The 24,430-nt window shown below is 42.6% G+C and carries 24 protein-coding genes; 6 read left to right on the top strand and 18 right to left on the bottom strand.

Annotated elements, in window-relative coordinates; genetic code table 11:
* Positions 1-71: 71 nt before the first annotated feature.
* From FGG79_RS15005 to FGG79_RS14975, 7 genes are all read right to left on the bottom strand, one after another.
* On the bottom strand, positions 72-1,130 hold the full coding sequence (locus FGG79_RS15005; RefSeq protein ID WP_138779692.1) for a C45 family autoproteolytic acyltransferase/hydrolase: 1,059 nt from the start codon (positions 1,128-1,130) through the stop codon (positions 72-74).
* Between the two features lie 79 nt (positions 1,131-1,209).
* Entirely contained in the window at positions 1,210-1,728 is a 519-nt protein-coding gene (locus FGG79_RS15000; protein ID WP_171050955.1) for a hypothetical protein, read from the bottom strand.
* Positions 1,729-1,909: 181 nt separating this feature from the next.
* Entirely contained in the window at positions 1,910-2,491 is a 582-nt protein-coding gene (clpP, locus tag FGG79_RS14995) for an ATP-dependent Clp endopeptidase proteolytic subunit ClpP (RefSeq protein WP_138779688.1), read from the bottom strand.
* A 22-nt stretch (positions 2,492-2,513) separates the two neighbouring features.
* On the bottom strand, positions 2,514-3,203 hold the full coding sequence (locus FGG79_RS14990) for a sigma factor-like helix-turn-helix DNA-binding protein (protein WP_171050954.1): 690 nt from the start codon (positions 3,201-3,203) through the stop codon (positions 2,514-2,516).
* A gap of 408 nt (positions 3,204-3,611) precedes the next feature.
* Positions 3,612-4,637 (bottom strand): beta-carotene 15,15'-monooxygenase, encoded by a 1,026-nt coding sequence (locus FGG79_RS14985; protein WP_138779684.1) that lies wholly within the window; start codon positions 4,635-4,637, stop codon positions 3,612-3,614.
* 40 nt (positions 4,638-4,677) lie between these two features.
* Positions 4,678-5,772: a serine hydrolase gene (locus FGG79_RS14980; RefSeq protein ID WP_138779683.1), complete on the bottom strand. Its 1,095-nt coding sequence runs from the start codon at positions 5,770-5,772 to the stop codon at positions 4,678-4,680.
* Positions 5,773-5,884: 112 nt separating this feature from the next.
* Complete coding sequence (locus FGG79_RS14975) at positions 5,885-6,751, bottom strand: DMT family transporter (protein WP_138779681.1); 867 nt, start codon at positions 6,749-6,751, stop codon at positions 5,885-5,887.
* A gap of 298 nt (positions 6,752-7,049) precedes the next feature.
* Between FGG79_RS14975 and FGG79_RS14970 the strand changes: the two genes are divergently transcribed.
* Positions 7,050-8,585 carry a multicopper oxidase family protein gene (locus FGG79_RS14970; protein ID WP_138779679.1) on the top strand — a complete coding sequence of 512 codons (1,536 nt, stop codon included), beginning with the start codon at positions 7,050-7,052 and terminating at the stop codon, positions 8,583-8,585.
* A 66-nt stretch (positions 8,586-8,651) separates the two neighbouring features.
* Here the strand turns inward: FGG79_RS14970 and FGG79_RS14965 are convergent, their stop codons facing one another.
* From FGG79_RS14965 to FGG79_RS14955, 3 genes are all read right to left on the bottom strand, one after another.
* Positions 8,652-9,086 carry an SRPBCC family protein gene (locus tag FGG79_RS14965; protein WP_138779677.1) on the bottom strand — a complete coding sequence of 145 codons (435 nt, stop codon included), beginning with the start codon at positions 9,084-9,086 and terminating at the stop codon, positions 8,652-8,654.
* 61 nt (positions 9,087-9,147) lie between these two features.
* On the bottom strand, positions 9,148-9,924 hold the full coding sequence (locus tag FGG79_RS14960) for an SRPBCC domain-containing protein (RefSeq protein WP_138779676.1): 777 nt from the start codon (positions 9,922-9,924) through the stop codon (positions 9,148-9,150).
* Between the two features lie 277 nt (positions 9,925-10,201).
* Entirely contained in the window at positions 10,202-11,059 is an 858-nt protein-coding gene (locus FGG79_RS14955) for an AraC family transcriptional regulator (protein ID WP_138779675.1), read from the bottom strand.
* 305 nt (positions 11,060-11,364) lie between these two features.
* Between FGG79_RS14955 and FGG79_RS14950 the strand changes: the two genes are divergently transcribed.
* From FGG79_RS14950 to FGG79_RS14940, 3 genes are all read left to right on the top strand, one after another.
* Positions 11,365-11,799, top strand: a complete 435-nt coding sequence (locus FGG79_RS14950) for an SRPBCC family protein (protein ID WP_138779674.1) — start codon at positions 11,365-11,367, stop codon at positions 11,797-11,799.
* Positions 11,800-12,156 (top strand): ArsR/SmtB family transcription factor, encoded by a 357-nt coding sequence (locus FGG79_RS14945; RefSeq protein WP_138779673.1) that lies wholly within the window; start codon positions 11,800-11,802, stop codon positions 12,154-12,156. It begins immediately after the preceding gene.
* Positions 12,157-12,335: 179 nt separating this feature from the next.
* The gene (locus FGG79_RS14940; protein ID WP_346764075.1) at positions 12,336-13,814 is read left to right on the top strand and encodes a flavin monoamine oxidase family protein; all 1,479 of its coding nucleotides are present in this window, start codon (positions 12,336-12,338) and stop codon (positions 13,812-13,814) included.
* Positions 13,815-13,867: 53 nt separating this feature from the next.
* On the opposite strand, the gene FGG79_RS14935 is transcribed toward FGG79_RS14940, so the two are convergent.
* The 3 genes from FGG79_RS14935 to FGG79_RS14925 all read right to left on the bottom strand — a co-directional run bounded on the left by FGG79_RS14935 (position 13,868) and on the right by FGG79_RS14925 (position 15,552).
* On the bottom strand, positions 13,868-14,125 hold the full coding sequence (locus FGG79_RS14935) for a permease (RefSeq protein ID WP_138779838.1): 258 nt from the start codon (positions 14,123-14,125) through the stop codon (positions 13,868-13,870).
* Positions 14,126-14,235: 110 nt separating this feature from the next.
* Positions 14,236-14,445 carry a helix-turn-helix transcriptional regulator gene (locus FGG79_RS14930; protein WP_138779672.1) on the bottom strand — a complete coding sequence of 70 codons (210 nt, stop codon included), beginning with the start codon at positions 14,443-14,445 and terminating at the stop codon, positions 14,236-14,238.
* Between the two features lie 171 nt (positions 14,446-14,616).
* Positions 14,617-15,552 (bottom strand): NADP-dependent oxidoreductase, encoded by a 936-nt coding sequence (locus FGG79_RS14925; protein WP_138779671.1) that lies wholly within the window; start codon positions 15,550-15,552, stop codon positions 14,617-14,619.
* A 189-nt stretch (positions 15,553-15,741) separates the two neighbouring features.
* On the opposite strand from FGG79_RS14925, the gene FGG79_RS14920 reads away from it, so the two are divergent.
* On the top strand, positions 15,742-17,160 hold the full coding sequence (locus FGG79_RS14920) for an NAD-dependent succinate-semialdehyde dehydrogenase (protein ID WP_138779670.1): 1,419 nt from the start codon (positions 15,742-15,744) through the stop codon (positions 17,158-17,160).
* Positions 17,161-17,190: 30 nt separating this feature from the next.
* Here FGG79_RS14920 and FGG79_RS14915 read toward each other — a convergent pair whose 3' ends face one another.
* From FGG79_RS14915 to FGG79_RS14905, 3 genes are all read right to left on the bottom strand, one after another.
* Positions 17,191-17,376, bottom strand: a complete 186-nt coding sequence (locus FGG79_RS14915) for a hypothetical protein (protein ID WP_138779669.1) — start codon at positions 17,374-17,376, stop codon at positions 17,191-17,193.
* Positions 17,377-17,495: 119 nt separating this feature from the next.
* Positions 17,496-17,963: a GNAT family N-acetyltransferase gene (locus tag FGG79_RS14910; protein WP_138779668.1), complete on the bottom strand. Its 468-nt coding sequence runs from the start codon at positions 17,961-17,963 to the stop codon at positions 17,496-17,498.
* 117 nt (positions 17,964-18,080) lie between these two features.
* On the bottom strand, positions 18,081-18,575 hold the full coding sequence (locus FGG79_RS14905; RefSeq protein ID WP_138779666.1) for a lactoylglutathione lyase family protein: 495 nt from the start codon (positions 18,573-18,575) through the stop codon (positions 18,081-18,083).
* Between the two features lie 129 nt (positions 18,576-18,704).
* Here FGG79_RS14905 and FGG79_RS14900 point away from each other — a divergent pair, with 129 nt between their 5' ends.
* Positions 18,705-19,037 carry a winged helix-turn-helix transcriptional regulator gene (locus tag FGG79_RS14900; RefSeq protein WP_138779664.1) on the top strand — a complete coding sequence of 111 codons (333 nt, stop codon included), beginning with the start codon at positions 18,705-18,707 and terminating at the stop codon, positions 19,035-19,037.
* Between the two features lie 80 nt (positions 19,038-19,117).
* Here FGG79_RS14900 and FGG79_RS14895 read toward each other — a convergent pair whose 3' ends face one another.
* Both FGG79_RS14895 and FGG79_RS14890 read right to left on the bottom strand, forming a co-directional pair.
* Positions 19,118-23,680, bottom strand: a complete 4,563-nt coding sequence (locus FGG79_RS14895; protein ID WP_138779662.1) for an FtsX-like permease family protein — start codon at positions 23,678-23,680, stop codon at positions 19,118-19,120.
* Positions 23,677-24,369 (bottom strand): ABC transporter ATP-binding protein, encoded by a 693-nt coding sequence (locus FGG79_RS14890; protein ID WP_138779660.1) that lies wholly within the window; start codon positions 24,367-24,369, stop codon positions 23,677-23,679. Before FGG79_RS14890 ends, FGG79_RS14895 begins: the two co-directional genes overlap by 4 nt.
* Positions 24,370-24,430 lie beyond the last annotated feature (61 nt).

Raw genomic sequence — 24,430 nt, 5'->3', positions numbered from 1 at the left:
AAACTGGAATTTAATTCATTGATTCTTCTCAAAAAAAAAGAACCTCAGGAATATTCCTAAAGTCCTACCATTTATTTCTGAAACCAATCCGCTCCCTCATCCATATGGACGAACGGAATATCTGTATCTACTTCTCCAATGATCTTCTCACAGTCTACATCGTTTCCATCAAGCCACTTAGCAAAATCAAAGACAGCCGGTTCTCGGTCCCCTCCAAGGGAGAACCACGCCTTCATATCTTTCGGAAAATAGGCAGATGTGTGAATCGTGCCAGCCCAACTCCCGTATAAATTGGAGAAGACCCCCTTATCCGTGTCGTTCATTAAGCGGAAAGAGTCATAAGCATTCTCCGCCTTCTGTTCCTGAATGACGCTCAATCTCCGCTTCGAATCGACGAGGTGATGTCTATTTTCATGGGTCATCACTTCAAAATGATTGGTACACGCATTAGATTGGCGGACCTCGACTCCACGGGGAGACGTTTCCACGATAAACGTCTCCCCGCTTCTGTCGTACACAACATAACTGAATGAGTGTCTGTGAGGAATTTCTTTTAACATCTCAACCGCCTCTGTAACGTCTCCACATGATTCGAGAATCAAACGTCCAATCATACAACAAATGAAACCGTCACCAGGATTCTTCCTGTGCATAAAGTTATATCCCAATGCCAGACCTTTTTCGTTCATTCCATCCATTCGCCCGGTGACGCGCTGACTCGGTCCGATAATACTATACCCGCCATCGGTCGGCTGATAAAACGTATATCGTCCCTCATACGTTTTCGGGTGATAGTCATAATTCCTGATTAAATAGTTCTCCCCCGTCATGATCGAGCAACCGGATTTCACATACTCAACCCGGTACCCTCCAAACTCTTGAAGCACCCGCTCCATAGGCCATTCAAGGGATTCCTGCAAGCCAATGAGTTCTTCCCAGATACCAGGGGCAAATCTCTTGATTGCACCCTTTGTTTCCTCGATACTGATGGAAAATCGCGGTTTTCTTACTTTCCACTGATTCTCCCTATTCTTCACCGTGATCGAATCCTTAATCCTTTTCCCCTGCATGCGGCCAAACTCATAATGAGAACCCCGAAATTGTATCACATCGCTATGTATCGTTTTCATCTGTAAACCTCTTTTTTGTCAGAATGTATTCTTTAAGGATAATAGAAAGGATGATAAAAAGAAAGGAATGGAAATCCTGCTACATACGCCTATGGTTCGGAAGAAAAACTATCATCAGAAAGCATATAACGAAGGCCATTCCCGTTACCAATAACCCAAGAAAAAACCCTATGGCGGCCATAAACCCGTCCTCACCTGGATACTGGGGTACATAGGTGACCCATTTGTACAGGATAAACAAAAAAAAGAACAAATAGAAACTGCTCCCGACCATACCGGCTTTCAGTCTCTCGCCTTTCATCCACTCCCTCGTATAGACAATCGATTGCCACACGAGAATACTCGCGACTGGTGCAGTTACCATGATTACAAGGTGGATGTATGGAATCGTCATGAAGGTAATAGCGTACAATATCAAGGCAGTTGTACCAAATAACAATAGATTCATACCAAATAAAAAAACTCCGATCATCCAGGAATTTTGAAACCACCTATACTTATTCAGTGAAGTAATCCATTTAATGGAATACGTTTTTTCTCTGGACCTTCTCATAAAAAAGAACAGTCCAATAAAACTCAATACTAACATCAGTGTCACCAGCCACTCCCCTCCTTCCTTTTGTTGATTTAAACCTCATATCCAATCACGGTTCATTTTACCATATTATTCTTAAATGATTACATTTTATGGAAAGACGAACCTCCACCTCTTCTATTTCCTTTATTTGAATGCTGAATGACATAAAAAAGAACGGCCATATCGACCGTTCATTCTCCAATCATTTCTTCTCAATAATCTCATCAATGATCCCGTATTCCTTCGCCTCATAGGCACTCATGAAATAATCCCGGTCCGTATCGAAAGCGACTTTCTCAACAGATTGACCGGTTTTCTCCGCGATGATTTCATTGATATGTTTCCTTAACTTCAGGATACGCTTCGCTGAAATCTCAAGGTCAGTCGCCTGCCCCCGTGCCCCTCCCAACGGCTGATGAATCATGATTTCACTATTTGGAAGGGCAAATCGTTTCCCCTTTGTCCCTGCAAGTAACAGCATCGCTCCAAACGAAGCCGCCATCCCAGTGCAAATCGTCCTTACATCGGGATTGATGTATTCCATCGTATCAAAAATGGCAAACCCCGCCGAAGTCGAGCCACCCGGACTGTTGATATATAAGGAAATGTCTTTTTCCGGATCGTCTGCTGCCAGGAATAATAGTTGGGCAACGATACTGTTAGCCATATGGTCGTTCACTTCATCGCTCACCATGATGATACGGTCCTTTAGCAGTCGAGAATAAATATCATAGGAACGTTCTCCTTTACCAGACTGTTCAATGACATAAGGTATGGTACTCATGTGTTTTTCCTCCCTCATTTATTTACGCGGCTAGTGAGAGGACGCTTGAAGGAGAGGCAGACGTTCGTGCTAATTGTATATGGACTGGTGCCTGTGCGAGTAAGGTAGGAATGTATGCTATGAGGAGACTTGGATCCTGCGCTTTCAATGTGCGGTATAAAATGGCGGTCAGCTCTTTTTGAAGATCTTCATCTCGATTGGTTTGAACACCACCCCACCATTCATCATGGGAAAGTTTTTCGATTCTTGCCCTTGAGCGATTAAGCAAGGCTTTCACAGCCGTTTCCGTCATGCTCAACACTTCGGCAATCTCAGAAATTTTGTACTGAAATGCTTCCTTTAAAATGAAGGTGACCAATTGTTTTGGTGTCATCTTCCTTGAAAGCATGTCAATCGTATCGATACTCATCCCTTCACCGGGGCTGTCTTCCACCTTCGTTTCTGGAACAGGTCCGATAGTCTCCTTACCCTGCTTCCGGACTTTATCAATCCACAGATGGTAGGCCATTTTATTAAGCAAGGAAGAGCTCCAATTCAAGCAATCAGGGTAATGGCTCAGTGCCTTACAAATGGACTCCTGAGCGATATCCTCTCCGTCCCACTTGCTCTTGGTCAGAAAATAACAATATCGATAAAGTTTCGGAATCAGTTCCTCCATTCCTTCCTCACTCTCCTGATACTCATTCCTGGTTACAATCGATCTCGTTTGCATTGTCTTCACTCCTTTACATCCTCTCATGGTTATAACGGATACATATGTGAAAAAGATATGGGTAAAAGGATGATTTTATTAATAGTATATCCAACAGAGGAGCGATGTGTAATAAATGGGTTCAGCTCCGCATCTTGTGCTAAAGTGAAATCAAAAAATATCGTTTATGGAAAAGAGGGGGCAGTTATGATTTCAATACGATATAAAATTTAAATCTGGTGCGACATCATACAAATAGGGAGAGAAGTCCTCACGAGTTTTAGACCATATTTCTAATGAGGGGGAGTAACAGCGGGTTGCAATCGCCCGTTCCGTCATGAAGGAATCGATGATCGGTGTGTGTGATTGGGTTTATAGAATGTCGTAAAAAAAGGAAAGAGCCTCGAACGTCGGGCACTTATTTTATACTTAACGGCCTATCCTTGCCTCCAATAACTGTTTTAACCTCTCGGGCTCATCCACTCTCAGTGCCAACTTTGACACCTTTTTCTTCCTCCCCATGAACATTGTCGCTTCCACAGGATCTTTCAAGAACAAGATAGCTTGAGGATGAATCTCTTCAAAATCTTTATGCATGAATATCATGGTATCTTTACTTGGTTTTGTTCCCCATTCGATGTGGTCGATAGCTGAAAGAGGGAATGCCAATCGCTGCCTGAGTCCTTGAACCACATAAAACTGATTATCTTTCACTTCTAACGGATGCAATCGTGTAATCTGAATTTCGGCTATGACGAGAAGAACAGAGTACACGTTCAAAATCAGTAAGACAAGAGACAATATCGGAACTTTCGAATGTAGCCACCAATGAAGGCCGATCGTTTCGATGACGACGGCATGGATAAGCATGATGTTCATGGCGACGGAGCTCGTCTTTTGATGCATCGTGACAACACCATCATGAACAGGCGATTTACTGCGCCAGCTGAAGAATGCATAATACACCATCAGAAGCTCTGACGAAACTACCCTTATCATTGGATGTCCGCTTACTTTTCTCTCGACGGCTGGCATGAAAGAATAGATCGGCCCCACTCCCGATGATCTCATGGCGGTTCGGATGACAGGAATTTTCCGGAACAACAGAAAGATCATTCCCAATTCCGTTGCTAGGAATAGAGCTTCCACCCCTATCCCCGAGTATAAGAGGATTGTATAAGGGGTGAAGAATTCTTCGGGTATGATTACTCTTGCTATCACCAACCCAAATACCATTAATCCAACCGCCTGCTTCTTTGACAGTTTAAAAGCAGCAGAGGCGAGAACAGGTGAAATAATCACCAAATCGATTAAGGATCCAAACACCACCCCATCTTCAAGTTCAATGGCGAAAAACTGCTGCACAACAGTTTGATACAGTAAAAGATTACTCAGGATCACGACTGATAACAGGGCAAGTGCCCATGATGCCCATTTCGTTTCACGGAGAGTCATCAGAAACACATCCTCCTAATATAAATTCCATTTACTTACATTATAACTTTTCCAGCTTCTTTCGTAAATCTTCATCTCTTAAAACTTTTAGAATGAATTCATTCAGATTGTTAAAGATTTTCTCCATCTCTGCTGCCTCCAGATCATCTGTAAAAAAGGCAACCTCTGTCGAATTTCCTTCTTTATCAGTAGCATACGCAGCATTCGTGACGAGGAATGCCGTCGCTCCCCCTTTTTGTCCGGCATGCTTTAACCACTTACGATTTTTAGGATTCTCCATAAGTCCTTCCATGACCGAATCCAATCGCTGCTGTGTTTCCTTTTTAAAAAAAGTCTTTGAATTCAATTTCTCCATTAGAGTGGCATACTCAGAAGTTGTACTGCGGGTCAATCTGTCCGACCATATTCTCTGCAAGGAATCACTCGTGTGTAGATTTTCAATGTAGGTATCTTTTTCTCCCTTTTTTAATTCATTGGAAACAACTTGCGATACTTGTATGTAGTCTTCTTTTGACATTTCCTTTATCTTCGACTCGATATAATCATCTGTATAAGAAGGATGATTCAGTTTGAAATAGGTTGGAACCAGCATGGCTCCGACAATGAGGTAAAGCGCCTCATGCTTTTCGATCCCCATCTCATCCAGTGACCCGTTGATTTCATCGATTCCCAGAAGTTCCATTAAATACTCGGTGTTTGCGTTGGAACTGAATAAGATCATTCCTTTCACTACATTTTCAAGATTAGTAGAATCCCCCAATAGTAAGCCATGTTCTTTTGAATAATCTAACCAGCTTATGTGGGCTCCCCCATCCGTATCCGGAATATAATACTGATCCAGTTCACCAAGGGAAACATTATGGGAAGGATCGATTTTCTTTTCTTCACACTGTCTGGCGTATTCAATCGCCACTATCGTCTTCACCGTACTCGCTAACGGAAACATATCATCTTCCCGGACTGCCGCCAGCGTTTCCCCATTTCGATAAACAGTTAAGCTCGTATTCTCGTTATGTTTCAAATAGTCTATCAGATAGTCGGGATCCACTTTCCCCGTGAACTGCCTAATCCATGTCACAATAAATATCAACCCGATGACCAAACAAACTCCAATGATGATTAACGCTACCTTCATCCTATTCTCTCCTATTATTGTAAGTTGTTAATTCATATACGATCACCATAAGGAAAATGTTTCATTTTACCAATGTAAAAAACCTATCCACCAAATGATGGATAGGTCCGTTTTATGATGCCTGCTTTTTACCAGCCTCATTATTTTTCAAGAACATATATAATGATGCCCCGAAAATCACAACGTATCCAATGATGCTGTATACATCAGGGATCTGACCGAATAAGAAGATGCTGATGAGAGCTGAATACACGACAGTCGAATAGAAGAAGATCGATATCTCTCTAGCCGGTGCAAACTTGTACGCTATCGTGATCCCGAACTGACCTACTGTCGCAAATACGCCGGCGGATAATAGATAAACCCATTGCTTCACACTCATCGGTTCATAAAATCCGATGACAAAGGGAAGCAGCACGACCGTCGTAAAGAATGAGAAGTAAAAGACGACCGTATAAAACTTCTCCCTGCTCCCGAGTACACGCAGGACCGTATAGGCACCTGCAGCGAAAATGGCGGAAAATACGCCTGCAAGATACGGAATGACGTCAAATGTGAACGCCGGTTTGATGATGAGCAGTGTTCCAATGAAAGCAATGATGATTGCAACAACCTGAAAAACCCGCGTCCGTTCTTTCAAGAATAGAGCCGAGAAGATAATGGTCAAAAACGGGCTCAGCTTGTTCAACATATCGGCATCGGATAACACAAGATGATCGATTGCATAGAAGAACAATACGATTCCGACAGCTCCTAGTGCCGAGCGAAGCAATAAGAGCTTTTGATTTTCCTTCTTCCCGAATAATCGTTCCTTATGATACCGGACAAAACCAAATGCGATGAATGCAGATACGATGTTCCGGAAAAAGGTTTTCTGGATGGTAGGTACATCTCCAGACAGCTTCACAAATGCCGCCATCAGTGAAAAACCAAAAGCGGATACCAATAATAGTAGAATTCCTTTATTTCGATTTGACATAACTTCCTCCAGTGATTAAACAATATAGCAACTTAAATAGTGTAACAAAAAATGGGATGCCAAGGAAAAAGAACGTATCATAGTCAATACTCTTTTCCCAATAAGGGAATGTCCTTTGAACCAGTCGGGTTTAGAAACTAAGAGGATGGAGAAACAAACTGATCAGCAGATATGCTATTCAAGCTCCTCTTCCTGTAGGGGAACCAATTACTCCAATTAAGACGAGAACTAAGAATAGAGGATATTTCAAAGTCAACTGCAATACATATGGAGTAATAGCGCCATTAGAGGAGGACCTATGATGCTTGAGAAATTCGTCGACCAGCTTCCTGTTATGGAAACGATTCATCCGATTTCTACTTACAACGATTCCGACTATTACGTAGTGACCATGAAGGAAGCGAAGCAGCAACTTCACAGGGATCTTCCCCCTACGACAATATGGGGGTACAACGGACAATTCCCTGGCCCTACCTTTAAGGTGAAGCGTAATCAAACGGTACAGGTATTATGGAAGAATGACCTTCCAAAGAAGCATTTCCTCCCTATCGATACCACCGTTCATGGAGCAGGAAAAAACCAGCCCGAGGTTCGTACTGTCGTCCATCTTCACGGAGGGGCGACACCTGATACCAGTGACGGTTATCCGGATGCCTGGTTTACTAAAGGATTTCAAGAGACAGGACCCTTCTTTGCAGAGAAAGTTTACACATACCCGAACCAGCAACAAGCCACTACCCTCTGGTATCATGATCATGCTGTCGGGATAACCCGCTTGAATATATACGCAGGGCTCGCCGGAGCGTATATCATTCACGATGAAGAAGAGAATGCATTGTCACTGCCTGCTGGTCCATACGATATTCCATTAGTGGTTATGGATAGGTCATTCAATAATGATGGATCACTCCATTATCCTTCCGAACCTGACCCTCCCACTCCTGGTGTCCGTCCCTCCACCCTCTCGAACTTCTTTGGAGATACGCTTCTGGTAAACGGGAAGGTATGGCCATACGCTGATGTCGAACCACGCCGCTATCGCTTTCGATTGATCAACGCTTCAAATTCCCGGACGTACCAGCTTTCCCTTTCCAATGGCACCCCGTTTATACAAATAGGGTCCGATCAGGGCCTTCTCTCTGCTCCGGTCCGTGTCCAGGAGATCTTGCTCGCTCCAGCTGAACGTGCAGATGTCATCATTGACTTTTCTTCCTTATCTGGAGAATTCATCACCATCCACAACCTTGCCCCGGCCCCATTTCCAACCGGGAAGGTACCAGATCGTGATACGACGGGGGTCCTGATGCAGTTTCGAGTGATTAAACAGCTTTTAGGTAAAGATACGAGCAGAATTCCATCGGCATTACAACATGTACCAAGATTGAAGAAAAGAAATGCATCCGAGACGAGGAATCTTCTTTTGAATATGGTGCATGATCAATATGGGCGGGAGGTTCACCTCCTGAATAACCAGTTGTGGTCGGATCCAATTACAGAAATGCCACGTCTTGGGAGCAGTGAAGTGTGGAACTTTATCAACACAACGGAAGGATCCCATCCCATCCATTTACATTTAGTCAGATTTCAAATTCTTGACCGGCAACCATTCGATAAAGAAATCTATCAAAAAGAGGGTAGATTCGTCCCAATCGGACCACGCATCAAACCGAAAGCGAATGAACAAGGGTGGAAGGACACGGTTTGTGCAAACCCTTGGGAAATAACGCGAATCATCGTTCCATTTGGGCCGTATACCGGATTGTACGTTTGGCACTGTCATATTTTAGAGCATGAGGATTATGAAATGATGAGGCCATATGTGGTGATTAAGTGACAGGATCATTGCGTATACAAAACAAGGAAGGAGATGTTCCTCTAAGAGGAGCATCTCCTTCCGGCATTAGCTTTCTAGAATCTCTTTGATTTTCTTTAAATCTTTTCTATTCGCCTTCTTCATCATAGTCGACATCAATGGAGTCATCCATTTTGAAAAACCAGTGGGGTTCCCTTCGTTTCTGAGCGTCATCTTTGTGATGTCTTGATCAACTTCTTCCCACGTATAAGTGGTCTTCATTGGAAACGGTCCATTAGCTGTTTTCATCACAAGCTTTCGTCCAGGAACATACTCGATTATTTCATACACATAGGATAGATCTCGTCCCAGAAATTTAGCTTTAAAAGCAATTTGAGAGTGTAGGGACAACGGTTTACTCGTGATCCATTCTGATGAATTAATATTGATGTACCAATCAGGCGCGTTGTCGGGATTACTTGCATACTCTGAAACCTTTTGAAGTGGGCAGCGGATTGTAATTTCCGTTAAAACATCTACCATTTTCTTTTCTCCTCTAGCGGAAACAGATGCAAAATCTGCACCTGTTTTCCATTGTTTGCTATCATTTATTTTCTACATAATTTTTCAGCAGTGTTCCCAATAAGTAGGTCCACCCCTCTGAATGTTTCTCTTCCCAATCCTCTTCAAGGACACCGGAAGCGGCATGGGATAATTGAAGCAAGGTGGAATCTCCCTTTTCAATCAACCGATAGGTATATGCAGAGTTTACTGCCCCTTGCATCCCGAGATGACCGTGAAGACGAATTTCTTCCGGAGCATTCACGTAATATACCGTTCCCCAGAGAGCTCCTTCATCCTTCCGCCATTTCTCGATGAATTGTCCTCCAGGTACAGGATCAAATGAGAATTGAGACGTTACTCCCTCAGGTGCCAACTTAAATTCCCACCAGTCACCTGCTTGTTCTGTTAAGGCTTTAAATACCGTCTCCCTTGGTGCATCAATCATGACTTCTTGTTCAATACGAAACACATTACTTTGTTCCATATGTTCTTCTCCTCCTTTATTTTCTGCCAATGCTCGAAGCTTCAGCAGTGAATTAGCAGTAGACTCCATAAATTGGCCTACCCACCGGTTATGCATTTCTTGAAGTGGAACTGCGTTAAGGTAATTGCGCCGAAACTTTCCTTCCCGCTTTACCAACACCAAATTCCCTTCTTCCAAGATCGTCAAATGCTTCATTATCGCGTATCTTGTCACCTCAGGAAAATGTTCATTCAGTTCACCCGTTGTTCTTGCTGACTTCTTTAAGAGGTCAAGGATCTCCCTGCGAATAGGATGGCCCAGCGCCTTAAACAAGGTGGAAAGTTCGTCCTTCATATTAACGATCCTTTCGTTGGGATTTACATGTGAATAAATGGTCACATGTAATGTGTGACTTTATAGTAACATGATGAAATTGGAGAGTCAATAGCAGCAGAACACTTGAAGTTGATAATATCTGATCCGAAGTTGATAATAAAATAGGCAAACTCGATAATATATCGGGAATCTCGATAATATATTTAAAAAGTCGATAATAAATCCATTTCCAAGCGACCACCACTCAGTTTCCCATAATAAAATAGCCCCCATTTCTCAATGGAGGCACACTTCCTTACTTCTTCTTAATCGGAACCCAAACCTCACAACGATAATTCTCACCATTCGGATTCCCAGGAGGGTACAATTCGAATTCAGGACCGCCTGCATGCTCATAGCCCGTGGAAGGGAACCATTCCGAGAAGATACGCTTCCATACAGCTTGAATGGCATCCGGCATCGGACCCACTGATTCAAAGACAGCCCATGTGGCGGCTGGGATCTCTTTTTCCGCTAATACACGATCATTTCCACTCTTCTTCTCCGCCCCGATAAAATACGTGAACTCTTCATTTGGATGATCAAATTCCATACAGATTCCAAGCATCTCATCATTACCTGCAGCTTCACAAATCTTCCTGTCTAATTCCGTCGTGTTTACCTCATCCCAAAATACAGGAATGTCCTTCATGTTCTGCCCGTTACCCGTTGAAACTCTTTTTCCTTTTCCAATCACTTGGAATGCTTCTTTATCCACAATTTTATAATCCATTTCGACTTCTCCTTTAAGTTGGATTTGGAAGGAGATGCGTGGAAATGCTTTCAATGGCGTTCCCGATTCTCTCACTTGGGATGGAGATACACCGTGGGCCCTTCGAAAAGCCTTCGAGAAGGATTCCGGTGTTTCATATCCATAGTTAAAAGCAACATCGATGATCTTCGCATTCGAGTTGATCAGTTCCTGAGCCGCGAGAGTAAGTCTTCTCTTTCGGATGTAGTCGGCTACAGTGCAGCCCGTAACAAGAGAAAACAGCCGTTGAAAGTGAAATTTCGAGCTGAGTGACAACCGAGCAAGCTCTTCCATCTCGATCTCTCCTTCAAGATTGTCCTCAATATATTGAATGCAATCATTCATCCTATGCAGCATTTCCATCGCTTCTTACCTCCCTGCAATTCTAATGTACCATTCAGATTGTATGTACTCCTGTCATTCTGTGCTATTGTATGGCCGGTTGATATAACCCCAAAAATTCTACCCGGTATGATCAATTAAATTTCTCCTGTTAAACAAATACTACAAGTCCACATCATATTTCCTACACCCGACTCTACTTCTACAACTTTTAATCAAATTCCTTCTTTTGAAAAGCGTCCATTGACGTGAAACCATATGGTGTTATAATATAAAAAAAGAAACCATTTGGTGTTATTTAAACTCACAGAAAGTAGGAGACATGTATGAAGTCAAATCAAAGTAATCAACTCGAAGATATTAAGCAAATAGTTCTTTTTAATGCCCCTATTCAAAAAGTATGGGACACCGTCTCTACTTCAGAGGGTATTTCCTCTTGGTTTATGCCTAATGATTTTCAACCGGAAGTCGGACACGAATTTCATATTCAGTCCCCTTTTGGCCCGTCTCCATGTAAAGTATTGGAGATAGATCCACCCTATAAGCTTTCCTTCTCATGGGATACTGATGGCTGGTTCGTTTCGTTTCTGTTAAAAGAGGTGGGAGATCAAACAGAGTTCACCCTTATTCATGGTGGCTGGAAGCATGATGATGCGGTTGTTTCGAAACCGAACGAGAAAAGCTCTGTGATTCGGGAACGTATGGCTGGCGGTTGGGTAGGCATTGTCGACCAAAAGCTTCGGAAGGTTGTCGAAGGATAAGTGGCTGCAATCAAACATGATGTGTTTCAAGCAATTGCAGACCCGACCCGCAGAGAAGTGCTTCGATTACTCTCTGAAAATGAGATGCCCATTTCTGCTTTAACATCCCATTTTCCCATCAGCCGAACGGCCATCGCCAAGCATCTCACCATTCTTTCTGAAGCTGAATTGGTAAGCGGAGTAAAAGTGGGAAGAGAAAAAATCTATCGTTTGCAGCCTGAGCCATTGGCGGAATTAAAGGACTGGCTTTCTTATTATGAACAATTTTGGACCAATAAATTGTCTAAGCTTAAATACCTTGTGGAAGACGGCCAAGAAAAAACTCAACTCAAAGTGGTTGAGGTAGACGAAGATTGATCATAAACAGGGACGGACCTTTCAAGGTCCGTCCCTGTTTATGATTTTCTCTTGAACTAATTCTTGGCTCCACATCTTTTCATTAGTTAGAGAATATGAACTACACCTAAACCGTCTATTCTCCTTCTCCCTTATCATATACATAAGTAGTGTAGTTTTGGCTTAAGGGGGCGAAAGAATTGAGGAATAGAGCTGATAACCACAATTACGGTAATCTATCCTATCCAGATGACATGGTGTCCATCGTGAAAAATGGTTTGGTTCCCGCAAAAGAATCTAAGAATGTAATCATTATTGGGGCAGGCATGGCTGGATTGGTTGCTGCTTCACTTTTAAAAAAGGCCGGTCATTCCGTTACCATCCTTGAAGGAAATGACCGTATAGGTGGACGGGTGTTAACGCTCCGTGAACCTTTTTCTGAAGGTCAATATTTAGATGTCGGAGCCATGCGTTTCCCTGAAACGCATGATTTAGTATTCGAATACATTCGTAAATTCAACTTACCAACAAATGAGTTTATTAATAAAAGCGACCTCTACCTCGTAAATGGAATACAAACAACAGATTCTTATTACAGCACAAACCCTGATGTATTTAACTATCCATTACCTCCTGAAGAACAGGGAAAAACGGCGATTGAATTATTATCATCTGCAGTGCAGCCGTTCTTAGACTTGTACGAAAAAGCTAGCCCTGAAGAACAGGAGAGATTAAGAATAAAATTTGATCATTATTCATTTGATGTCTTCTTACGATTCAATCCAATCGGAACCTCATTATCTCCTGAGGCGATTCGGATTGTGAAAGTCATTTTAGGCATAGAGGGATTCCCGGAACTATCATTCGTTGATATCCTCCTGGACATTGTTCGTACCGTCTTCAATGAAGAATTAAAGTTTTTTGAAATTGATGGAGGAAATGATAAACTACCTCACTCCTTTCTGCCTGAACTCCAACAGAATATTCTCTATTCTCAAAAAGCCCATCAGATCGTTCAGAAGGATGACGGTGTTGAAGTGATAGTAAGAGATCGTACCACGAACCGTTATCATCGTTTTCAAGGTGATTACACCATTGTTACCGTCCCCTACTCTGTGTTTCAATTTATTGATGTTCATCCCTATAATTCTATTTCCTTTCGAAAATGGAAAGCAATACGGGAGCTGAACTATGTATCGTCTGTGAAAATAGGTTTGGAGTTTAAAACAAAGTTTTGGGAAACCTTCAAAATCGGGAACATTATTACCGATCTCCCTATTCGGTACACGTATCAACCAAGCCATAACATAGGAGAAAAGGGTCCCGGCGTCATGCTCGGCAGTTATAGCTGGGGGCAAAATGCGAATTTGTGGAACAGTCTGCCTGAAGATGAACGTATACGTGAGGCCTTGCAAGGTCTTTACCGAATATATGGTGATCAGGTTTATAAAGAATATTCTAAGGGTGCTTCTTACAGCTGGGGGGAAAATCAATTTTCTGCAGGCTGTTTCACCCTCTTTGCTCCCAACCAGGCTTCCGACTTTTCAGATGACCTTTACTTGCCTGAACAACGCATTCACTTTGCAGGCGAGCACACTTCTCCCTTTCATGGCTGGGTGGAAGGAGCAATCGAATCCGCCATCCGAGCGGCTTATGAAGTCAACAACAGAACCGACTGAGAAGAGAGGAGAAGAGAGGGACGGACCTTGGTCGCAAGGTCCGTCCCTCTCTTCTAATAGATTTTCGCCATGATCACCATAGAGATGAACACGGTCATTATGATTAGGCTGGTCAGGATATTTAATAAATTCATTGCTGTTAGCTGGATAAGGTCAAACTGCAGAATCGTCATAAAAATAACGTGAAATACCATGATAGCAAAATACGAGTAAAAGATTCCCTTCTCCCTGATCATCTTCATCCGCTCATCCTTTTGCTTAAACTGAGGATAGAGATAATGCATACAAAAACTTAAAACAGTCAAGGACATGGGAGTAAGAGCGAAATATGGAAATTCCTTTGCCGTTATGCCAACAAAGAATAAGAAAGCCGTCTGGATGGCCAGAACCCAACCTAAAATCAGATATGCCTTTGTGTACACTATTTCTTCTCCCCTTTCTCTTCGTAAACAAAAATCTCTTCAATTGACGTTTCAAACACCTTGGCCAACTGAAAAGCGAGATTCAAAGAAGGATCATACTTCCCCTTTTCAATTGAAATGATGGTTTGTCTCGATACCCCTAATACAGCTGCCAATCTCTCCTGGGAGTAACCACATGTTTTGCGGTATTCTACTAATTTATTTTTCACAGCAGGATACCTCCTTATATTTCCATATTTTATTGTAAAGGAAACTTTACGTCAAGCGCACTTTACATATTTCAGGAAAAAACCTTTCTGATTGTTCAACCGTATATACTTTTAACTATAAAAAAGAGGAGGGACGGACCTTGAATTCAAGGTCCGTCCCTCCTCTTTCGTTTATTTCACCTTTATCACAATTTTCCCTTGTGCGTGATGGGTCTCGCTTAAGGCATGAGCATCTTTTAAGCCTTGTTCACTTAGTTCAAAGGTTTCTCCAATGACTGGTTTCAATTGCCCTGACTCGTAAAGATGGGCTAGCTTTGATAGCTGTTCTCCCTTGGGATCAAGCCATAGAAATTCAGCTTTCACTCCATACTTTTCAGCTTCGTCCTCACTTGGAGGCTGTGCGATGGATACAAGTTTTCCATTTTCCTTCAGCACTTTATAGCTATTGGACTGGATTTCACCACCCATGGAGTCAAGTACCAGATCGAAATCCTTCAGCACTTCACTGAAATCTTCCTCTTTATAATTAATGAATTGATCTGCACCCAATGATTTGACGAACTCTTCATTTTTTCCACTAGCTGTTGTCGCGACATAGGCACCGAAGCTTTTTGCAATCTGAATGGCGAAGTTCCCGACTCCACCGGAACCCGCATGGATGAGGACCTTATCACCTTCCTTAATTTGTCCGAAGTCAACCAAGCATTGCCAAGCCGTCAATCCTGCAAGGGGAATGGCTGCTGCCTCCTCAAAGCTCATACTATCTGGCATTTTGGCCAGAAGTTCCTCGTCCACTGCCACATACTCGGCATATGTACCTTCTCTAGTTGTCGCAGGTCTTGCAAATACCCTTTCTCCTACTTCAAATCCCTTAACATTCTTTCCCTTATCAGCGATCACACCTGCTGCATCCCATCCTAAGATGATGGGAAATTGGAAGTCGAGCATTTCTTTTAAATATCCTGCTCGCACTTTCCAATCGATTGGATTGATCGATGTCGCATGATTTTCTAATAAGATTTGATTGTCTCCAATCGATGGTTGATCGATTTCTTGTTCCTGTAATACATCTTTGTCTCCGTATTGGTTGATGATGATTGCTTTCATGTGGAAGCCTCCTTGGTTTAGGTTAATACGGTTTATGTTCCCTCTAATTGAGGGTAATTAAACAGTGAATAGCCTATCGGAATATAAATAGGATGTATTACTGGATTCTTCCCTTTCACTATTGTAAATTTAAGACAAACCTACATAGTAATCAGCATATGGGAATCTCATTTCAAAAGGAGGAACACTATGCAACACTACAATATGATCATCAACGGAGAACAAATCGGATCGGACCTTTCAAAGAGGGATGTGACAAACCCTGCCACTTCCGAAGTCATCGCTACCATACCTTATGGAGGTAAAAAAGAGGCTGAAAGTGCAGTAGACGCAGCTCATGATGCATTCAAGGACTGGTCCCAATACTCTGCTTATGAACGAAGTGAACTCATCCGCAAATGGCATGACCTGATCAACGAGAACAAAGAAGATCTTGCACGCACCATGACCATTGAGCAAGGAAAACCATTAAAAGAAGCAACTGGTGAAATCCAATATGCCAATGGCTTCATCTCCTGGTACGCAGAAGAAGGAAAGCGCGTGTATGGTGAGCAAATCCCTGCTACTCAGCGGAACAAGCGATTATTTGTCCATAAGCAACCTGTTGGGGTCGTTGCCGTCATCACACCTTGGAATTTCCCTGCTGCGATGATCACACGTAAAGTTGCTCCGGCTCTTGCTACCGGATGTACAGTCGTGATCAAACCTGCGAACCAAACGCCTTTGACCGCTTTAAAAATGGCGGCACTTGCTGAAGAAGCGGGTATCCCTAAAGGTGTCATCAATGTGGTGACAGGCGATTCAAAATCCATCGGAGAAGCGTGGATGGAAGACGCCCGCGTACGCAAACTGACATTCACTGGTTCTACCGAAGTTGGCAAGGTTCTGATGAAAGGGTCAGCAGATACTGTCAAGAAAATATCGTTAGAACTTGGAGGCCACGCACCAGTAATTGTAATGGGCGACTCTGATTTAGAGAAAGCCGTGGATGGCGTCATTGGCTCCAAATTCAGGAACGCCGGCCAAACCTGTGTCTGCTCCAATCGTATCTATGTTCATGAATCCATCGTAGATTCATTTACGGAAAGACTGATTGAAAAAGTGAAAGGATTGAAAGTAGGGAACGGGCTGGAAGATGGCGTCGACATTGGTCCATTAATTGATGAAAATGCAATCGAAAAAGTCCAGAAACATGTGGAAGACGCAGTAAATAAGGGAGCCTCAATTGCCTACGGCGGTAAAGGAAAAAGCGGATTGTATTTTGAACCCACTGTGCTTACGAATGTGAATGATGACATGCTCTGCATGAAAGATGAGACGTTCGGTCCAGTCGCTCCGATCACCACGTTTAAAACGGAAGAAGAAGCGATTGAACGGGCAAACGACTCCATATATGGGCTTGCTGCGTATGTATTCACCGAGAATATCACAAAGGGTATCCGGATCTGCGAGCAATTGGAATATGGAATCGTCGGGTTGAATGATGGCATGCCGTCCACCCCGCAAGCGCCATTTGGCGGATTCAAGCAAAGCGGACTCGGCCGTGAAGGTGGACATCAAGGTATCGAAGAATATTTAGAGGTTAAGTATATTTCAGTTGGACTATAAATAGAGAAAGGCACGCTTTTCATGCGTGCCTTATTTTTTATTTATTTTATCCATAATGCGATCTTTAAGATCATGATATAAATAAAAGCCCCCCGCCATAAAGAAAAGGAAAATAATAAAATTCATATTGTCAGGACCAGTAAACCCTTCAAACCCCTGTAAAAAAATGAACAACATCCCAAACGAAAGATAAACCGCCGCCGATACCTGCCTCACAGCTTCAACCCCCTCATGAATTCTTTTGTCTATATTTATTCTGAATTCAATGAGTGCATACCTAAAAGAAGAGGGACGGACCTCTCTTGGTGAGGTCCGTCCCTCTTCTTTCTCTTCACTTATGAATTAGGATGGGATGATTTTTGGTAGACTTTAATGGAATCTCCGCTCAGCCCAATCGCTTCTGTTGCATGAATCCATCCGTATTTTTCATAATAACCTTCGAGGTCCGTTGAGAGATATAGATTTTTATAGCCTTTTATTTGTGTTTTTTGCAGGCCGTGTTCCAGTAACTTGGAGCCAATCCCCCTCCCTCTATAATCCGAATCAACGTACAGACACGCCAACCAAGGAAACAGATCTTGCCGACTATTCAGATCATTTCTTAGAAGTGCGTAAGTACCTACAATGCCCCCATCTTCTAGAGCGATATAAAATCGTGGCAAATCTTCTTCGGTACGGCATGAATGAAAGATACAATCGTAGTAGAACTTATAATTTTCTCGATTTCCCCATTGTTCCCAAAACACTTTCACTGATTCATAGAAAAAGTTAGAGGTCTCTTCCAATTCCATAATCTTCAACATGTCTTCCCCCCTCTTTACTGAATACATTCACCAATAATAGATTCTTCATAAGTGAGTAAGAACCTTTATTTCAAAAAAAGACACGTTCTTCAATGAACGTGTCTTTCTTCTATGGAATCAGTAAGCGCCATCGGAATATGTTAATTCGTAGCTATGTGAGTAGATCTCAAAAATATTTCCAAATGGGTCTTCTACGTAAACCATCCGATATGGTTTTTCACCAGGGTAATATTCTCGTATCGGCATGCGCTGTTTTCCCCCATGTTGTTTGATTTTCTCTACCATACCTTCTACATCAGGATCCTGAATACAGAAATGGAATAACCCTGTTTTCCAGTATTCAAAGTTATTTTCAGGCTTTTCGTTTTGTGGAAACTGGAATAATTCCACTCCAATTTTATCACCAGTCGCCAGATGAGCAATTCTGAACTTCTCCCAATCATTCCCGAATACATCACGGCACATCTGTCCGATTGCAGTATCATCGTTTTCAACATCGGAAGGTTCCATAATGGTGTACCACCCGAATACCTCAGTATAAAATGAAATCGCCTCTTCCAGGTTAGGTACGGATAGTCCGATATGTGAAAAAGATCTTGGATATGGTAACATCAATCATCACTCCTATTTTAAATTAGCTTTATCTAACTCGCCCTCATTATACGGCCAAGCGCTTCTCAATGTAAGAATGCACTTTTTTGTGAGAAACTAACCTAAAGGTAAGAAAGGAATGAACAGGATATGGGTACCCCAATCGATAAAAAAGGAAAGTTAAAATGCTCCATCGAATACACCCTGAAGAAAATCGGTGGTAAGTGGAAGACCGTCATACTCTGGCATCTTGGCACAGACGGGACCCTCCGTTACAACGAATTGCGAAGATTGCTACCTGGAGTATCCCATAAAGTGCTGAGTCAGCAGCTAAAGGAACTGGAAGAAGACAGATTTATCCTCCGTACACAATATGACACCATCCCTCCAAAAGTAGAATACTCCATGACCGAACTAGGCTCGACCCTCATGCCGATCCTCAAACAAATGCACACCTGGGGGAATGAGCACAGTGATTTTTAAGGGACTATTTCTTAGGGACGGACCTCCAATTGCTCAATCCGCTTATTTTCCTCACCCCATTTGGAGGTCCGTCCCTCTCCCTATTTAAGCCATTGGTTTAAGAATTCTTCTTGGTTTCCCTCGTAATACTCTTCAAGGAAGCCAGCAAATGTATTTGAGTCTACGTGTTTGAATTGATACTTTTTGTAGTAGTCTGACAGGAAGCGTAGTGCTTCTTTTCTTCCCCCATTTTGCTCGAAGAAATCGTTCAAAAGGATGGGCGCTTTCCCATATACGGTTGAAATGTATTGTTGATCAAATTCACTCAAAGGTGTATTAACAACTTCAGCTGGTTTCACCGTATTTAAGACTTGTTTAGAATAGGCAAACCCTTTCAAATCATTCTTATTCTCATAGGACAGATATAAGGCTGTTATCAATTCACTGAGACTTTCATCCAGCCAGGCATCATGATAAGAATCATTAGCCACAGTTTGATAAAACCATTGATGTGCGATCTCATGAACAAGAGTATGCTCATACTCCTCAGGGTTATTTGATACTTCAACGATATTGGAGTATTCCATATCCCCATTATTCGCAATCATATCTATTTCATTAGAAGGATTTTCTCCTATCATATCATTGTAGAACATATAGGCTTCTGCCGACTTTTCCACCATTTCGTCGATAATCAAAGATTGATCTTTCGGCATAAATACCCGCAGATCCACATTCCTGACGATTCCACTTGTCACAGTCATGCTCTTTTTCACCCAGTCCTCCGGGTTCAGGAATGCGATATAGAAATCCCTAATGTTATTTGCTTCTACCTTTCCTTGTTTTAACGGCACATCATTTTCATCCATCCCCGAAGTGACTACCAAATATTCTTTCGGAGTATTATAAGTTACAGAGTATCTCCCGTAATTTGTATAATACGATTCTCCCTTCGGATCAAACGGCTCAATATTCCAACCGTCCTGATATGTCGCAAGCATCGGATACCATTGGGCAAGAAAATAATCTTCATTGTTTTGAGATAATCGCAACCCGTTTTTCGGGATTTTCATACTATATTCAATCTTAATCGTTTTCGAATCCCCAGGTTCTACCTCTTCGTCTAAAGTGACCAGGAGGTTATTATTTTCTAATGAATACTTCAAATTCATCCCTGAACTAACAATCGAACGGATGGAAGCTTGTGCAGGATTTTTTATGAAATCAGGCTTATTTTCTTCTGTAAATGCATTAGGGATGAAGTAAAAGCCGACATCCTTCCAAGTTTGGTCAGACTGATTTGCAACCGTAATATCCGCCTTGACTTTCCAATTACCATTGTTGTCCAATTCCAGGTTCAACTTGTAATCGGCAGTCGCTCCTGGTTCAACTCCACTCTGCTTTAATGTATAAGGTTTCCTGGTTTTCTTCGTATCCTGAGATGTAATCTCGGCTACTACATTCCTTGAGCTATCAGGTATCGTTCCACTGATCAGAAAACGATCAAACTTCTCCGGAACTTCGTATGTCAGCAAAGCAGTAAGGTGTCCGGGAATACCCAATCTCCCTCCACGATAACTTTCAGCATCTACAATGTCTATTTCCATGGGATAATACTTCTTATCTTCCGGGTCTAAAAGGGTATATAAATTAGCCTTAAACTCAGTCGTAGTTGCATCTCCATATCCATCCGTATATTTCAAGTCCCAGGTGACAGGAATCGTTATGAGTTGGTGATTTTTTTTCTTCGGTTTTAACACGGATGGTGTTTCACTTGGTGATTGAATTAGGATCGTGACACCATCAAGGTCGAGCTTTTCTCCGATGGTTGCTTGTTTTCCGGCAAGTTCTTTCGCCTTCAAAAATGCCAGTGGTTCGTCTTGCGGTTCGTCTATCTCTTCTTTCTCTGGAGTAGTGTAAGCTGAAATCGTCTCCCCTTTCGTCCCTTCCTCTTTCTCCGGGGAATCCATATTTACCGTTTCCACTTGATGCACTTCGGGAATGCTTCTGCCAAAGAGGACCATGATGCCAATTAAGAGTGCAACCGCCGCCGTTGAAAGAACATATTTGAATTGCTTTTCCACATTTTCATTGTTGCTGTATCCCCCGCTCAACCCTTGATATGGTGGGGTATTTGCAGCTTTTTCCGCAGGCAGGATTGCAGCAATCATACCTGTCGAAATCGGAATCAGGATGGATGTGACATACATCCATGCCTGATTAAAGGGAAATTGCCCATAGATTTTAAAGACAAGAATGAAAGCAAAACATAAGCCAATCAATCCTGCAATCATTCCCGACAACAGCCCTTCTAAGATCACGAGCAGACGGATTGTCCCATTCCTCCACCCGAGTGCTTTCAATACGGATATTTCTGGCTGCCTTTCTGCAACGTTCTGCCAAATGATTTCTGCCGTAGTGAGGACCGCGATAGTCAGAGCGATTCCCATTGCCACATAATGCATAGAACTTACTTCCATGGCTACATATTCTCCAAGCCAGCTCGTATACATAACTCCTTTTAAGCGGATGGTGATAAACAGGTAAAAGAGCAGAAGCCCAGTGGGGATCCCCATGGAAATAACGGATAAAGAGGTTCTCTTCCACCTCGACAGCATCGAATTTACAGCCATGCCCCCTACTGATTCAGACTTCACCATTCTCTTTTGTTTTAAGGATATTTCTCCAGATCTCATCGCTTCATACGGCATGATTTTTCTGACGAGGTGCGCAGGGATCACGGCTCCGGTCATATAAATCGTCAATCCTATCAACCCAATGAGGATGACACGCACAGGGGATGGATCCAGATCATTTGATAAGGTAAACCATCCTAATATGAGCCAGCTTACCATAGACACGACCGTACCCAGTATAAGAGCTTCTATGAGTAATAATTTTGATAGCTGGTTCGGTCTCCACCCTAAAGAAAGTAAAACGGCAAATTCCTTCTTGCGTCCATACATCATGATCAGGTTCGACGAAAACACATATACAATGGCTACCGCAACGACACTTCCAACTACCCCTGAAATTCCAAGTTTGGCTTCTTTAAAAATCGTCATGGAGGAACCGATTTTGATCCACGGTTGCTCAATCCACCCAAAGCTTTTCTCTCCATCAATTCCAGGAATATGTGTCAAAGCAGGCTGAGGGGATGATCCCAATGTTACATCGACCATCAACCCCGTTGCTGATTGTATCTCCTTTGCCACTTTTTGAAGAATAGCCTCGCTTTCCTCATTGAATGTGTCGACCCCCTTCACATTGACCCGTATAGCTGAAATCGGTTTATCACCAAGTACATGTGCTGCTGCATCAATGGTCGTCAGCATGAGTGGGGGCTTTGTAAGGAAACCATACGGATTGTTGACGGGCTTCATAGGTACAGGGGGATTGACAGGATTCCCATCATCGTCCAGCACCAAGCTGGCTTTAGAAGGGAAATATGTCTCCACTGGAAGCTCGGTCAATGGATCTTTGGAGATTTTGAGTTTCTGAGTATCAAAGATTCCGATATAATCCAACCTCAATCTTGGCCAGCTTGAACTTTCCTCTCCAAACGTTTCTACTTTCCGGTACGCCTCGTCTACTGCCAGAATTGAATCCTTAGGTACACTATAGGGGCTTACCTCGTAGCTGAATGCCCACCTCTTTCCAAAAGGACTTGTGACAGGACGATATTCTACCGGTGATGGCTTAAAGCTCATCCAGTTCATGTTATCCAAATTGCTTGTATAACTTGGGTGCGTTACTTCATTCACGATTTTTTTGTGCGCTTGTTCTGTGGTGAAGCGTTTTTCTTCCACCACAGTGCCTTTTTGTTCATCAAGGTATTTCTGGCCGCCTTTTTGTTTCACTCTTTCCATCGTTTCACTTTGTATTTCTGCCTCAAAAGGGATATCCAGTTTTTCCACAATGAATTGAATTTCTCCATCTACAAACTCACGATCACTCATAATGACCGAGATTGCCGAGTCGGTTAGATTATCTCCTACGGGGAAATCAGTTACTTCGTCCTTCTCAGAAAAATATCTACTGGCTTGGCTTTTTACCATCGCCTTATCTAAACCAACTAGCTTCGCTTCCTGTTCCGGATCAATCCCCGCAACGAGGACCTGTGTTCCATAGGATAATTCACCTGAAAAATAGCCAACACCATATCCCTTGTCCATTGTTTGAGTAGCGTCCCACCCGCCGATTGTGAAATAAAAGTCACCTTCGTTCACATCCTCTTTCGCACCTGTCTGAACTACTTCTTTTTCCTTAAGACGATAGATGCCAGGCTCAGTGATGGACAATTGCCCCATATTCACTTGGTTATAGACATATCCCATCATGGAAATCGGTGCAGCGATTTCCACATCACTCAATTTTTTTATGGTTTCATATTGTTCAAGTGTGATCCCACCAGATAGTCCACTCAAATAATTGGGTTCCAGTAGATTCATTTCCTCTGTTACACTTCTTGAATCGGGAGGACGGACCACAAGATGATAGGAGGATTTCCATCTTTTCTGAAGTTCGTTGACGATTGTTCCATTATTGCTTTGTGTCACTCCCACTAAGTAGCTCAATCCAACACTTAAGAGCAGAACGCCGATAATCAATAGCGTGAAGCGCTCTTTGTTTCTCCACCATGAATTCCAAATAAACCGGATCATATCGGGGCCACTGCTTGATCAGATATGATCTGACCGTCTTTCATCTCAATCATTCTGTCCGCCTTCTTAGCAATGTCAGCATCATGAGTGACAAAGATGACACCACAGCCTTTCTCCACATTAAGTGATTTCAAGATACTAAAGATGATTTCCCCCGTTTCGGTATCAAGATTACCTGTAGGCTCGTCTGCCAATAGCCATTGAGGCTCATGCACAAGAGCCCTTGCAATTGCCACCCGTTGCTGTTGGCCTCCTGATAATTGTGAAGGAAGAGAGTGCAATTTATCACCGAGGCCAATCGCTTCCAGTAGCTCTAATGACCGATTTTTTTTGTTGTAAGGAACCTTTCTTGAGAAGAGCGGTGCCATCACATTTTCTAAAGAGGTCATCGTGGGGATTAAGTGAAATTGTTGAAAGATAAAGCCAATGTTTTCAAACCGAAAATCTGCAAGTTCTTTCTGATTGAATTCCGTGATATTCCTGGACCCAAACTGAATGTCACCCATGGTCGATTGATCTAATGTCCCAATCAAACTCAAAAGCGTAGACTTACCAGAACCCGATGCGCCTACTACAGACACGAACTCACCTTCCTCAAACTCAACTGACACATTCAATAAAGCATGAGTCTCTACCCCTTCTCCCTTATACGTCTTCGAAACATGATCAAGCTTGACTCCTAAACTCATTCCCCTACCTCCAATAATTGTTGTTAGAATTTTTAAACAATTATAACAGAAATGTAACGAA

The sequence above is a fragment of the Bacillus sp. BHET2 genome, from assembly GCF_005938125.1.
Lineage (GTDB): Bacteria > Bacillota > Bacilli > Bacillales > Bacillaceae_B > Rossellomorea.
Note: the sequence above shows the minus strand (reverse complement) of the source record. Positions and strands in the feature narration are given on the sequence as shown.